The 13,884-nt window shown below is 37.6% G+C and carries 14 protein-coding genes and 2 tRNA genes; 9 read left to right on the top strand and 7 right to left on the bottom strand.

Annotation, left to right across the window (positions count from 1 at the left end; genetic code table 11):
- Positions 1–31 precede the first annotated feature (31 nt).
- A complete protein-coding gene (locus GJU39_RS05450; protein ID WP_154279689.1) occupies positions 32–904 on the bottom strand; it encodes an AraC family transcriptional regulator in 873 nt (290 codons plus the stop codon).
- Between the two features lie 176 nt (positions 905–1,080).
- Between GJU39_RS05450 and GJU39_RS05445 the strand changes: the two genes are divergently transcribed.
- The 4 genes from GJU39_RS05445 (at position 1,081) to rplI (ending at position 3,057) form a co-directional block, all read left to right on the top strand.
- Positions 1,081–1,674 carry a hypothetical protein gene (locus GJU39_RS05445; RefSeq protein WP_154279688.1) on the top strand — a complete coding sequence of 198 codons (594 nt, stop codon included), beginning with the start codon at positions 1,081–1,083 and terminating at the stop codon, positions 1,672–1,674.
- 307 nt (positions 1,675–1,981) lie between these two features.
- A complete protein-coding gene (gene rpsF, locus GJU39_RS05440) occupies positions 1,982–2,338 on the top strand; it encodes a 30S ribosomal protein S6 (protein WP_154279686.1) in 357 nt (118 codons plus the stop codon).
- Positions 2,338–2,601, top strand: a complete 264-nt coding sequence (rpsR, locus tag GJU39_RS05435) for a 30S ribosomal protein S18 (protein WP_010599582.1) — start codon at positions 2,338–2,340, stop codon at positions 2,599–2,601. The genes rpsF and rpsR overlap by 1 nt, the downstream gene beginning before the upstream one ends.
- Before the next feature lie 12 nt (positions 2,602–2,613).
- Positions 2,614–3,057, top strand: a complete 444-nt coding sequence (gene rplI, locus GJU39_RS05430; protein WP_154279685.1) for a 50S ribosomal protein L9 — start codon at positions 2,614–2,616, stop codon at positions 3,055–3,057.
- 98 nt (positions 3,058–3,155) lie between these two features.
- Here rplI and GJU39_RS05425 read toward each other — a convergent pair whose 3' ends face one another.
- Together GJU39_RS05425 and GJU39_RS05420 are read right to left on the bottom strand one after the other, a co-directional pair.
- On the bottom strand, positions 3,156–3,854 hold the full coding sequence (locus GJU39_RS05425) for an SDR family oxidoreductase (protein WP_154279684.1): 699 nt from the start codon (positions 3,852–3,854) through the stop codon (positions 3,156–3,158).
- A 43-nt stretch (positions 3,855–3,897) separates the two neighbouring features.
- Positions 3,898–4,680 (bottom strand): 3-keto-disaccharide hydrolase, encoded by a 783-nt coding sequence (locus GJU39_RS05420; RefSeq protein ID WP_154279682.1) that lies wholly within the window; start codon positions 4,678–4,680, stop codon positions 3,898–3,900.
- Between the two features lie 101 nt (positions 4,681–4,781).
- Between GJU39_RS05420 and mtgA the strand changes: the two genes are divergently transcribed.
- Positions 4,782–5,504 carry a monofunctional biosynthetic peptidoglycan transglycosylase gene (mtgA, locus tag GJU39_RS05415; RefSeq protein WP_154279681.1) on the top strand — a complete coding sequence of 241 codons (723 nt, stop codon included), beginning with the start codon at positions 4,782–4,784 and terminating at the stop codon, positions 5,502–5,504.
- Between the two features lie 143 nt (positions 5,505–5,647).
- On the opposite strand, the gene GJU39_RS05410 is transcribed toward mtgA, so the two are convergent.
- Positions 5,648–8,068 carry an AsmA-like C-terminal region-containing protein gene (locus GJU39_RS05410; protein WP_154279680.1) on the bottom strand — a complete coding sequence of 807 codons (2,421 nt, stop codon included), beginning with the start codon at positions 8,066–8,068 and terminating at the stop codon, positions 5,648–5,650.
- A 108-nt stretch (positions 8,069–8,176) separates the two neighbouring features.
- Entirely contained in the window at positions 8,177–8,656 is a 480-nt protein-coding gene (locus tag GJU39_RS05405; RefSeq protein WP_154279678.1) for an ABC transporter ATPase, read from the bottom strand.
- Between the two features lie 51 nt (positions 8,657–8,707).
- On the opposite strand from GJU39_RS05405, the gene GJU39_RS05400 reads away from it, so the two are divergent.
- Positions 8,708–9,190 (top strand): hypothetical protein, encoded by a 483-nt coding sequence (locus GJU39_RS05400; protein WP_154279677.1) that lies wholly within the window; start codon positions 8,708–8,710, stop codon positions 9,188–9,190.
- Positions 9,191–9,246: 56 nt separating this feature from the next.
- Here the strand turns inward: GJU39_RS05400 and GJU39_RS05395 are convergent, their stop codons facing one another.
- Together GJU39_RS05395 and GJU39_RS05390 are read right to left on the bottom strand one after the other, a co-directional pair.
- Complete coding sequence (locus GJU39_RS05395; protein ID WP_154279676.1) at positions 9,247–10,035, bottom strand: (Fe-S)-binding protein; 789 nt, start codon at positions 10,033–10,035, stop codon at positions 9,247–9,249.
- A 118-nt stretch (positions 10,036–10,153) separates the two neighbouring features.
- A complete protein-coding gene (locus tag GJU39_RS05390) occupies positions 10,154–11,449 on the bottom strand; it encodes a (Fe-S)-binding protein (RefSeq protein WP_154279675.1) in 1,296 nt (431 codons plus the stop codon).
- A gap of 229 nt (positions 11,450–11,678) precedes the next feature.
- On the opposite strand from GJU39_RS05390, the gene GJU39_RS05385 reads away from it, so the two are divergent.
- The 3 genes from GJU39_RS05385 (at position 11,679) to GJU39_RS05375 (ending at position 13,871) form a co-directional block, all read left to right on the top strand.
- Positions 11,679–11,751, top strand: a tRNA-Phe gene (locus GJU39_RS05385).
- 123 nt (positions 11,752–11,874) lie between these two features.
- Positions 11,875–11,947 (top strand) — tRNA-Phe (locus tag GJU39_RS05380).
- Between the two features lie 340 nt (positions 11,948–12,287).
- A complete protein-coding gene (locus tag GJU39_RS05375; protein ID WP_154279674.1) occupies positions 12,288–13,871 on the top strand; it encodes a S41 family peptidase in 1,584 nt (527 codons plus the stop codon).
- Positions 13,872–13,884 lie beyond the last annotated feature (13 nt).

The following is a 13,884-nucleotide window of genomic DNA, read 5'->3' as shown; positions in this document are numbered from 1 at the left end:
GTGGAAAAGTCGGAAATTGCCTGATTGTGCGTTATTTAATGATCGACTTTAGCTCGTTCCGATATTCTGAAGCACTTTTTCCGGTAAACTCATGGAAGATTTTATTGAAATGGCTAAAATTATTGAACCCGCTTTCATAAGATATAGCGGTAATACCCATGTGTTTTTCCGATAAAAGCTTAGAGGCATGGACCACGCGGTATTCATTTACAAAGCGGGTAAATGTTTTTTTGGTAATTTTTTTAAAGTACCTGCAAAAGGAGGGGACGGTCATGGCAGACATTTCGGCAATGTTTTCCAGGCTAATTTGTTCCTGAAAATGATCTTTAACATAATTAAAAATCATATTAATCCGGTCGTTATCCTGAATTTGTGTTTCTATAGAAAATCCGGAAGCATTCAAAATTTTAAAATCTCTGGTGGCCTCAAGCGATTTAAGTACGCCAAGCAATGTTAATAATTTATTAAAGGGCTGTTGGAACTCCATATCTTCGATTAGCTTGCCCACGTCTTTCTTGGTTTGCTCCCCAAAGGCAATTCCACCCTTGGCTTTATCAAATAATTCTGCAATCCATTTGGCTTCCTGAAGTGTCATAAAAACGCCGCCTAAAAAATCCGGTTTCATTTGAATTACCGTCTCATTTTTGTTTCCAGTGTGCGTGTCGGTAAAACCACAATGTGGAAGGTTGCTGCCGATCAGGATTAAATCGCCATCAGTATAGTAAGAAACGTGACTTCCAATTTGCCGTTTTCCGGCGCCTCCGTTTACAAAAACCATTTCTATTTCCGGATGATAATGCCATAAGTGTGCCTTATTATTCTCGTTTTCCACGTATTTAGAATAATAGAAAGAACTTCCGAAGGATGGTTCTACAACTTCAAAGCTTGGTTTTAAAGTTTTCATGGTTTTTTGCTTAACAAAAATAGTGATAAATATGCTGTATTGATGTTCTGATGACAAAAAAGAATAACAAAGGTTAATATTGCATATATATCGGTGAATATGGTCGCGTTTTGGCTGCTAAATGCGAAGTAATTTTACATCATAAATTAATTGTTCACTCATAAAGCTATTTAATTATGAAAAAGTTCTTACAAATCAGCCTAATCGCAGCGTTATTTTTGACTGCAACCACTACTTTTGCAAAAGATGGTGATTTCACCTTAAAAGTTAAAGGTGAAAATGAAAAGTTTCTCCGTTTTTCTTTCGAAGGAAATGAAAATGTAAACCTATCTTTCATTGGAAGCAATAATGAAGTCCTGTTTCAGGAAAATATCCAGGCAAAAGCTGCTTCAAGCAAACTTTATGATTTAAATGCTTTACCAGAAGGAAAATATACAATCAAAATTGAGTCGGATACTAAACTTGCAAACTATAAAGTGGTAATTTCGAATGGTAAGGCTACAGTTTCTGAACCAGTATTTTCAGATGTTTTCCATCCGTTAATTAAAAAAGAAGGCGACTTCATTATTCTAAATGTTGAGAACGAAGAAGGTAATCCAATTGAAGTGCAGGTGATGAATGAGTATAACGACAGTGTTTATACAGAAGTTTTCAAAAATAAGTCAGCCTTACAAAGGAAGTTTAATATCAGTAAAACTGATTCTCAATCGTTAACATTTGTAATTAACGTTAAAGGGAAACAATTTTCTAAAACGATAGAATTATATTAAGGTTAAATATTGCTAATTGATGGGGAGGTTACTTTAAAAGTAATCTCCCTTTTTTATTTGCATGAATTCTGTATAGTTTTTCTTCCACCAAAGGCATATCGGTTATTAGAAGAGATGTAGGTCAATCAATTAGTTAGTTGAATTATTTATATCTTTCTGCTTTGATCTTTCTGCTTTAAGCTTTAGCCTTTCCGCTCCAGGCATCAAGCTTTTTTTAATTAAAGCTTTGATTTTAAGAAATATATTGTTACTTTTGCATCCCCGTAATATACCTCGGGATTAAAAATTAAAAACATAATTTATAACAATGAATCAGTACGAAACTGTTATCGTTCTAACCCCATTGTTATCTGAAGAGGCTGCAAAAGAGGCATTAGCTAAATTTAAAGCAGTTCTTGTTGATAACGGTGCCGAAATTATCCAAGAGGATAATTGGGGTTTGAGAAAATTAGCGTATCCAATTGAGAAAAAATCAAACGGATTCTTCAACTTAACTGAATACAAAGCTTCAGGTGATTTGATCGCAAAATTAGAGCTTCAATTAAAACGCGATGAGCGTGTGTTACGTTTCTTAACAATCCGTTTAGACAAACACGCTATTGCTTACAATGAGAAAAAGCGTAGTGGTGCTTTTAACAAAAAAACTAAGGAGGTTGCAGCGTAATGGCAAGAGAACAAATTCAATACGTAACTGCCCCTAAAGTAGAGGATAACCGTAAAAAATATTGCCGTTTCAAGAAAAACGGAATTAAATACATCGATTACAAGGATGCAAACTTCTTGTTGAAATTCATTAACGATCAAGGTAAATTATTACCACGCCGTTTAACTGGTACTTCGTTAAAATTCCAACGTAAAGTGGCTCAGGCTGTTAAACGTGCCCGTCACATCGGTTTGTTACCTTTCGTTGCAGATCAATTAAAATAGGAGGCTAGAGATATGGAAATTATTTTAAAACAAGATATTAAAGGCCTTGGTGAGAAAGATGATGTAGTTAATGTAAAGCCAGGTTATGGCCGTAACTATTTAATCCCTCAAGGATTTGGAGCATTAGCTACAGTTTCTGCTAAAAAAGTATTGGCAGAAAACTTAAAGCAGGCTGCTTTTAAACAAGATAAAATTAAGAAAGATGCTGAAGGTATCGCTGAGCGTTTAACTGCTGTTAAACTATCTATCGGTGCTAAAGCTGGTGAAAGCGGAAAAATCTTTGGAGCTGTTAACACTATCCAGATCGCTGAAGCATTAAAAGCGCAAGGTTTTGATGTAGATCGTCGTCGTATCACTTTCGAAACTGAACCTAAATTTGTTGGCGAGTATGTTGCTAACTTAAACTTACACAAAGAAGTGAAAGTTCAGGTTCCTTTCGAAGTAATCGCTGAATAATCTTTTTTATTTAGATATTGAAAATCCCGATGAAAATCGGGATTTTTTTTTGTGCAAGATTTTTTGATATAAACTCAGTCTTCCAGTACATCCATTGATTATCCTTTAGGAGTGGTCGGCCTGATTTCTATCTTACTTGGTAATGTTCTTGCAGGCATGGCCAATAAATCTACAATTAGTTTACCCATATCTTCCGGTTGGATTTTCCAGGCATCATTCTCTGCATCCGGGCTATGGTCGTTAAAATGGCTCGCAACCGAACCTGGCATAATGGTACTTACTTTTACACCGTATTTTCTTAAATCAAGCATTACTGATTGGGTAAAGCCTGTTAAACCAAACTTACTGGCATTATAAGCAGAACCGCCGGCAAAGAAATTGGTTCCGGCCAAACTTGAAATGGTGAAAATATGGCCTTGATTTCTTTTTATCTCTTCTACACTGGCCTTAATGCTATAGAAAACGCCTGTTAAGTTGGTATCGATGATGTCATTCCATGAATCAATATCCATTTCATCTACAGGGGCGAAGGCGCCAACACCTGCATTCGCAATCAGTATATCAAGCTGACCCCATTTTTCAACGATTAAATTAACAGCATCTTGCTGCGACTGGAAATTTTTAACATCGGCCTCGATGGCTAAAACGTCTCCATGCGCTACCAATTGCGATGCTGCCTCATTGGCACTATCTATTGTTCTGCTGGTAATTGCTACTTTATAGCCATTTTTTAAGAGTGATTCGGCTATTCCAAATCCAATTCCTTTGCTTCCGCCTGTAATTAATGCTACTTTCATAAGGTATAAACGTATTCCACTATAAAATGTTTATTTGAGTGTACTAAAGTTTCCTGATAAAGATATCTTTAAAATCAACCGGTTGGCCTTCACTTTGTAAAGCGATGAAACCACTTTTAAGTGCTTTTCCATCAACTTTTATTTTAGGATCGAAGCCATTTGCCACGCCACCTCCAATTTGAGGTTTGCTATACTGTAAAACTGTATCTCCATTAATGATGTGTTTAACAATTGAATCTCCCATCACAATCAATTCAGCAGAAACCCATTGATCACCATCGTAAGTTTTCGATTTTGAATCCAGACAATGGTCCGGATACAATTTTCCCTGATAAAATATTTCCGTTCCTGGAGAGCACATATTCCCTGTAGGTCTTGGTCTTCCATCACTTAAACCACCCAGAAACTGCATCTCTACAGAAATTGGCCAGTCTTGCTCCTTCGGCATGGTGGCAGGATCTTGACTATGATACATCACACCGCTATTTCTTAAAGTATAACCCGGTGCACCTTTTTGCAGTTTGCCAACGAAACGGTATTTTAATTTCAGGTGATAATTTGAAAATGGCATTTTGTAATACAAATGTCCAAACTGATCATTGAAGTCGCCATACTCATCATAATTCACCCTGATCATTCCATCTTCCACCCGAAAAGTATTGCCATAATTTTCATTGTATTCGTGGTGATGGATTTTCACATTCCAGTCTTTTATATCCTTTCCATTAAATAGGGAGGTCCATTCATTTTTTTTCTGCACATTTTTAAGATTTGTGGTGCATCCGAAAAGTGCAGTTAATAAAATAAGGCAGGTTGATTTTTTCATGGTAATCTTTTAATGGCAAAATACAAAAAAGGAAACAAGTGTTTATGCCTTTACGGTCCTTTGGGTATAGAAACAAAATTTATTTCTTATACCTTTGTGCCATGGCTAAAAAACGACCTCCTCAATCAAAATCCAAGAATCCGCTGTTCAAGAAAATTATCAATATTGCAAGTAAGGTTTTCCTGTATTTTTTGTTCGTTTCTGTAATCTGGGTAGTTGCTTATCGCTTCATTAATCCACCTTTAACCCTGCTAATGGCACTTCGGAACATTGAGCGTAAAGCGGATGGAAAATCGTTTAAGACGGAAAAAAAGTGGGTTGATTTCGAAGATATGTCTAACAATATGAAGCGTGCTGCCGTCTCCGCGGAAGATCAACTGTTTTTAAGGCATCTTGGCTTCGATATGAAGGCGATTGAGAAAGCATTTGCCAGCAATGCTAAGGGCAAAAAGGTAAAAGGCGGCAGTACCATCTCTCAACAAACCGCTAAGAATGTGTTTCTATGGCCAGGAAGATCGTGGATTAGAAAAGGTTTTGAAGCCTACTTTACTTTACTGATCGAAATATTTTGGAGCAAAGAACGGATTTTAGAAGTTTACCTGAATGTTATCGAAATGGGGGATGGCATTTATGGTGCAGAAGCAGCTGCCCAGGAATATTATGGCAAATCGTGCGTAAAGTTAACCAAAAGACAAGCTGCCCTGATTGCTGCATGTTTCCCCAATCCCAGAAGGTGGACACCTAAAAATGCAACGCCTTATATTCGCCACCGTCAGTACCTGATCTTAAGAAATATGAATAGGTTAGGGCCGTTGGATTTTTAGTCTTCAGTCATAAGTCTGTAGTCTTTAGTCAAATGTCTAGCCGCACTACTTTAAAACGCTAAGGGGAAAGAATCATGACTCATGACTTACGACTCCGGACTCATGACTTACGACTCTAGACTTACCACTCCGGACTCACGACTCTAATCATGATCCCTATTCCACCTGATTTTTATTCCGCCTTTATCATCATCAATCGCTTTTAAATGTAGCACAATGCCTTTCATCCGTGCTTCACGCTTTTCTCCTTTCGTCAGGTTTTCATCTCCCTTTGGATTTCTGAGCGGAATATCCATTTCAACGTCTGTGCCGGTGCCAAGGGCATAAATGCCCTTTATATTGAAGTTTAGTACGCTGGAATTGATCTGCATCGGATTAATTACTACTTTGTCGCCATTAATATCGAGGATACCATCAAGCTTTTTAATTTCAACATTAGACATATTTCTGTTGGCAAAGGCGAATTTTCCAACATTAACCATAGGTCCAAAATTTACCAGGGCTGCATTATTTAAGTTGAATACTACTTTTCCGTTAATAGAACGTGGAATGATCTTGCCTGCCTGTGAAATTTTTCCGGAAATATTTACCAAAGAAGACAGGTAGCCTTTTAGGTTTTTGTTAGTAATGGTTTTCTGTCCGAAGTTATCAAACGAATAGAAGAAATCTTTCACACTTACATGGCTAATTTTCGAACTTAATTTAAAGGTATTGATACTTGGTTGCTGTATAATGCTGCCATTCATACCGATTAATCCACCGGCATGCTCTACACTTATCTTGTTAAAAAATATTCCTTCGCCCCGTAATGAGATGTCTGCAGAAAGATTTTTAGCTAAAAACTTATTGTAAATTGCTTTCCCAACTGTTAAGTTGATATTCATTTTAGAGACCTCTAACACATTACTTAATTGTTTTGATGCGGTCTTCATCGAATTGCGAGACGATGCTTTCTTGGCCGTGTTTCTAGGCCCTAAAAATGGCAGAAACTCATTTAAATAAAGCTGCGGACTATGCATTTTGAGATTAACCAGGATTTTATCAGGATCTGAATAATATAGGTTGCCGAAATTCTTAATACTGCAACTTACATTCAGTTCACTTTTTCCGAGCTGAAAATGTCCATTTTGAATAGAAAGATCATTCTGATTAAAATTGATATTCAGTGCACTTTTCACGAGGTGAAGCTTACGGGGCAGATAGGTAATGTCTGCATTTGAAATTTTGATTGCCCCAGAAACAACTGGTTTTATGAAAATGAAGTTGTCGATATCAGCTTTGCAATAGAGCTTTAAGTCTGCAGTTCCATCTTTAAATTCAAAATCTTGTATGCCTGACGAGTTGTTAAGGTTTGTTAGCGGAAATTGAGAGGTTACAAGGCCAGTGGCAATAGGTCTGGCTAAATTATTAACGGTGAAGGTATCTATCTTTATTGGCGCATTGAAATATTTGGCCGTGAGCCTGTGAAGCTTTATGGATGAATTTTCATCGCCGATAATACCTCCAACGGTATCCTGATTAGTAAATGAACCGTCAAAGTTGGCCGCAGTTAGTTTTCCGGCAGGGATAGAGAGCATGTTATCACGAACCTTAATTCCTACTTTAATTAATGGATCGCCATATTTCCCTGAGCCATCATCAATAATATTCCCACGGATATCAACTGGTTTTTCAATCCCAAATTTTAAAAGTTTGGAAGAAATATTTGGCGAAAGCATTAATGCAACCTCTTTAAATAGAATTTGATCTACCGCAATGCTAATGGCAAATGCAGATTTACCAAGATCAATTTTTGCTCCGATTTTGAACGGGTGACCGCCAATATTTAAATTCTCCGGGTCTAAAATCACGGCATCTAGAGCTCTGCTGTAATGCGCTGACAAAGTTCCATCTAGTGTTTTGCCTTTTAAAAAGCTCCCTTTTCGCGTATTAAAGGCGAAATTGTTAACCAGTGTTTTAAGCTTGATCTTACCTGTCCAGCCACTATCCGGATATTGCATTCTACCTTGAATCTGATCGATATTAAAGTTGAATAACTTAAATCGCTTCTGATTATCCAGGATTAAACTAAGTCTGTTGAAATCGATTTTTTTTATTTCAAGTGCAGATGATTTTGCTGAAGATTTTTTTTCTTCCGTTTTCGGCTTGCTTTTAAATATGCTCGTATTGCTGTATCCGGTAGAATCCGTGTAGATATATACCCTGGCATCATTTATAGCAATTCTATTGATGTTTACATCCCCAACAAGGAGCGAAAGTATATTTAGAGAAACATTAATCTCTTTTGCTTTTAGCAGATCGTGTTTATGCTGAGCCCATAAGCTGTCTCTCAACAAAACATCATTTAAAGACACAGAAACGCCAGGAAAACTTTTTAAAAGCGTGGGCTCCATACTACCTGCAGTAATCTCCCCATTTAGGTTTTTGTTAAGTTGGGCAAGAATAGTCGACAGGATTTCTTTTTTATTGCGGCTAATGTAGAAAGCACCGGCAAGCCAGGTTAAAATAACCAGAATTACAAGTGCAGAAAGTATTCTTAAGGTGATTTTGAGCCAGCGCTTCATAGATATTAGTTGATTTATTCATACAATATGTTTTACGATGCAATTGTTTTACAGCACACTAAAAAACATGGTAACAGTATCGTCGCTTGCGGCTGACTCCATAAGAGTTTACAGGAGGTGGGCAAAAACTGAAGAATGCCAGCTATCGCGGAAGGGTACTTCCCATTTGGTATTTAACTCCTCAAGATTTTGAACCATGTTATTGAAAACAATCGTATCTGCTGTTATTTGTTTAATGTTTACAAGTGTTTCAAAATCCTCCTTGCCCTGAACTTTCACTCCCCCGCCAACTTTATAAGCAATGTTGAAACGGTTAAAAAGATCAACATGAAACTCTTGTTCTATCTCTTTAACAAGTCTTACCGAACTGTCAATAGAGCAGCCAGTCACACCAGCCTGACTTTCATCTACCGTTAAAATAATAAAGTAGCCATAACGAATCTCGGCTTTAGCCAGCAATTCATTGCCATGGGCTTTCCATTGATTGGTGAAAGCAGACAGCTTATTTAATATTTCTGTTTCTTCGATTGCTGTGAATTTACGGTCGCTTTGATAGATCCAGACTCTAGATTGTGGAGAAAAACTCATATACAAATTTATAATTTTAATTAAATTGGTTTGCCTTAAAATCATCTCCTCATGAAAAAGTTTACATTGTGCTTGAAAACATCACTCCTTTCGGCCACGGCGGTGTTTTTATGCGCTTTTTCAGATCCGGAATCAATGGAACAATACGTTGGTTTCCTGCAAAAATCCTTTATCGATCATTATGATAGCAGCCAGGAAGTTAAGCAAATTAAGCGTTATGAGCTTAATATTACTAACAATGGCTTTTGTAGATATAAGCGGTATTTCAATAACGGAAAAACAGAGTATTTCGCGTTCAAGCTTGCAAAATTTAAAGATATGGAATATTATGGAACGACTACAGCAGGCAAATTATACCTGCGTACCAAAGGCGATGATGTAATTGTGCAAACTTATAAGGATAGGGGAGGAGATGTTGATTCGATGGCTACAGAAGTGGTAATACCGGTAAAAAACATGGAGGCTGAGGATTTAAATGCAATTCGGGAGAACCTGACCAAGATTTGCGGGTTACCAGCTGTGATAACGCCTTAATGTGCAAATTAAACCTCGCAGGTTTATAAAACTACGAGGTTTAAATACGATGAGAATTAAAGGCCATTGGCTCTCGCAGTAATTTCTGCGATGTCTAATACCTTAACTTCTTGTTCTTTATCTTTTAGTTTGATGCCGTCACTTAGCATCGTCATGCAGAAAGGGCAGCCAGCTGCAATTACCTGAGGGTTGGTTTCTAAAGCTTCTTCAATTCGTTCTACGTTAACATCTTTTTTGCCTTTTTCTGGTTCCTTAAACATTTGCGCACCACCAGCACCGCAGCATAAACCATTGCTTTTGCAGCGTTTCATTTCCACAAGTTGGGCATCTAATACCTCCAGTGCTTTCCGGGGTGCTTCATAAACTCCATTTCCACGACCTAAATAACAAGGATCATGAAAGGTAATTTTTTTGCCTTTGAAACTTTCGCCGCCCTCTGCCTTTAGTTTTCCTTCGTTGATTAAGTCCTGAATCAACTGCGTATGGTGAATCACTTCATAAGATCCGCCAAGGCCAGGATATTCATTTTTAATGGTATTGAAACAATGTGGACAGCCTGTAACGATTTTTTTAATGTTATAGGCATTCAGAACCTCGATATTGGTCATGGCCTGCATTTGGAAAAGAAACTCGTTCCCAGCTCGTTTTGCAGGATCTCCGGTACAGCTTTCTTCAGTGCCCAAAACGGCATATTTCATACCAACATGATGCAAAATTTTGCAAATGTCGCGGGTAATCTTCTGTGCCCTTTCATCGTAACTTCCAGCACATCCAACCCAAAATAATATCTCTGGTTCTTCACCTGCGGCCAATAATTCGGCCATTGTAGGGACTTTAAATTCCATTTTTATCAATATTTTAAAGGTTAATCGCTTTAAAGGTTAATTGTTTAAAGCGGTTAACTGTTAATTGTATTTTAGGTTGTTTGCCTGAGACTCTGAACTCAAGACTTCGGACTCCAAACTAATTCCCTTCAGCCCAATTAAACCGGTCTGCCGGAGAATATTTCCAGGGTGCCTGGTTATTTTCAATGTTGCCTAACATGTTATTAATGCTTCCCGGAGCCTGCGATTCTTCCATTACGGCAAATCTGCGCAGCTCCATTATAATTTGAAGCGGATCAATGTTAACCGGACAAGCCTGTACACAGGCATTGCAACTGGTACAAGCCCAAATTTCTTCCCGGGTAATGTAATCATCTAATAAAGATTTTCCATCCTGATGGTCCGCACCATGTTTATCGATGTTTTTGCCAATTTCGGTAATTCGATCTCGGGTATCCATCATAATTTTTCTTGGTGATAACAATTTACCGGTGATGTTTGCCGGACAAGAATCTGTACATCGCCCACACTCTGTACAGGTATAAGCATTCATCAAATTTACCCAGGATAAATCTGTTGCATCTTTAGCTCCGAATTTTCCGGGTTCAGCTTCTGCGGGTACAAAAGAAGGATCGAGCATGGCTTTAACTTCATTGGTTACAGATGCCATATTGGTAAACTCTCCTTTAGGTTCCAGATTTGAAAAATAAGTGTTTGGAAAAGCGAAAAGGATGTGGAAATGTTTCGAGTAAGGCAGGTAATTTAAAAAAGCCAGGATCCCAATGATGTGAAACCACCAGCAGCCTCTTTCTACCGCTACCAGCGTACTTTCTGATGATGGCAAAAGGTTAATCAGGTATTGGCTGATTGGAAATGCGCCTGCAGAGGTGTAATGTGCTGAGCCTAAAACCTGTAATTTGAGATCCGCAGCATTCATCATCAGGAAAGCTGTCATCAGTAAAATTTCAGTGATCAGGATATAATTGGCGTCAGATTTTGGCCAGGATGTCATTTCTACACCGCTGAAACGCTTCAGTTTTAACACATTCCTGCGAATAAGAAAGATCACACAGGCAACCCACACTGTAAGAGCAAGTATTTCAAATGATGCAATCAGGAAATCATAAAGTCCGCCCAGCCCATGAAAAATACGATGGGTTCCAAAAAGTCCATCAATCATAATCTCGACTACTTCAATGTTAATAATCACAAAACCGATGTAAACAAAGAAGTGAAGAAAGGCCGGAATTGGCCTCACTACCATTTTAGACTGACCAAATGCAACCCTAAGCATGGTTAATAACCGTTTTTGAGGCTGATCATTACGGTCAACAGGTCTTCCTAAGCGAATATTGCGAATAATCTTTCGCGAATTGAAGGTAAACAGCACAATTGCTGCAAGTGTTATTACTAGAAAAATGATCTGAGCCACCATGCAATATTAGATTGTTTTACGCTAAAATAGGATATTAATCTAAATAAATTACTATGCATGCATAAAAAAATATTTAATTATAGTTGTTTGTATTGATTCTAAGCTAGTTTTGAAGCTGTTTTTTCTATACCAAAAATTTAATTAATTGATAATCAGCAGGAGACTGAATTAATTAAAAAAAAGTTTTGCTTTTGAAAAAAGAACGCTACATTTGCAATCCCAAACGGTTGGTGCCTTAGCTCAGTCGGTAGAGCAAAGGACTGAAAATCCTTGTGTCGCTGGTTCGATTCCAGCAGGCACCACAACCTAAAGCCTTACAGAAATGTGAGGCTTTTTAATTTCCTTAAATGGGATTGTTAGGGAATAAGTTTTTCAAATGCTTTTGTATTTGAAAAAAAATGCTAGTTTTGCAAACTCAAAAACGGGGTGCCTTAGCTCAGTCGGTAGAGCAAAGGACTGAAAATCCTTGTGTCGCTGGTTCGATTCCAGCAGGCACCACTCCTAAAAGCCTTTCAGAAATGAGAGGCTTTTTTGGTTTTCAGGGATTTTTAAATAGAAATGCAATAGAGAAACTTTGGATTGGTGAGGCATTCAATGATAGATCGAGATAATGCTAATTAATTTATTAGTATTTGTCTGGTTTAGTTTACATTTGCTTTTAAGGTTATTCTCAGTTGAAAGTAATTTAATCGATAGTAATTAGTTATTTATCTACACTTCACTTATTTATTAAAATATTTTGGAATAAATTTAATTTGTGATAGTTAAATGTTCCTGTTCAGACAACTTCTCAAAGCGTATCCTCGTATCAATAAAAATATCCAAATAAAAAATAACTATGAAATATAATAGATATAGCTACCTGAAAGTATCCACACTTTTATGTATTGGCTTGTTTATGGCTTGCAAAAAAGATAGTGCTGCTCCTGAACCACCCCCGGTCACAGCCACTGCAACCAGAGATGAGTTAACAAAAGATTCCATTTTTCTGTATACAAAAGAGCTCTACTATTGGAATACTTCCTTACCCACCTACGATGCATTCAAACCCCGTAGTTTCAGTTCCAATGAAGCAGAACTTTATGCATTGACTCAGTTTTCTTCAGATCCTTCTACAGGCCGGCCATACGAATACGTGAATGGTACGGGTAAACCGAAATATTCTTTTTTTGAAGAGGTGACGACAGCAGGGAAGGTAGCGGCCTTAAAAGCTGATGTTAATGGAACAGCAAACGATTATGGCTTTTCTTTAAACTATCAAACTACTACAGATTTAAGGGTGAAATATGTTTATCCGAATTCGCCTGCAGGTTTGCAAGGTTTAACAAGAGGATGTAGAATTACCAGCATCAACGGACGCACCAATCTAACTTACAGTAATGCGACTATAAACTTTTTGAATGATGCAATCTTTGGTACGAATCCATCCATCGCGCTAACCTTCGTTGGCCTGGATAATGTAACCAAAACGGTAACGGTGAGTTCAGCAAGTTATACTGAAAACCCCATACTTTTTACGAATGTATATACTGTTGGATCAAAAAAAGTAGGCTATCTTGTTTTCAACAGCTTTACAAATAATGCTACTGCGGCATTAAGAACAATGTTTTCGAATTTCGCCACACAGGGGGTAACAGAACTTGTAGTAGATTTAAGGTATAACGGCGGTGGCTATGTTTCGACAGCAACTAATATGATTAATCTTGCCGGGCCACAAGCTCAAAATGGTAATGTAATGTACACTACCCAATACAACAGCTTTTTGCGAAATTTAACTACAGCACAAAGAAAAAGTTCTGTATTGGCTCATCAACCGCTATTGGATGACAATGGAAAAGTACAGACATTTACTACAGGTGTAAATGGCAAATATGCTACCTACGCAGATTTAGACTTTTCGGTAGCCTCTACAGATAATATTGAACGCTTTGTTAAATCGGGGTCTTTGAATCTTTCCCGAATTTACTTTATTGTAACGGGATCTACCGCATCAGCAAGTGAACTGGTGATTAATAGCCTAAAACCGGTTATGGATGTTAAAATTATCGGGGAAACCACTTATGGCAAACCTGTTGGTTTTTTCCCTATTAGGATAGATAAGGTAGATATGTATGTTCCGGAGTTTGAAACGAAGAATCAGGCTGGCGTTGGCGGCTATTATGCTGGGTTAACTGTTGATAAGGAGGCATTTGAAGATTTGACAAAAGCCTGGGGTGATGAATCTGAGACTTTATTAAGTTATGCGCTGTTATATGCCAGAACAGGGAGCTTCGTAACTACCGCAGCTAAATCAGCAAGTTTAAAAGCGTCATCTACCACCATGCCAGATAGATTATCATCAATAGAACGGAAAAGTGTTTCTTTAAGCCTTGATCAGCATAATTTCCAGGGAATGCTCCTGAAACCAGAGAAGAAATTTTAAAGAAATAAAAGAC

This window comes from Pedobacter petrophilus, assembly GCF_009674725.1.
GTDB lineage: Bacteria > Bacteroidota > Bacteroidia > Sphingobacteriales > Sphingobacteriaceae > Pedobacter > Pedobacter petrophilus.
This window is presented reverse-complemented; position numbering and strand designations above follow the sequence as displayed.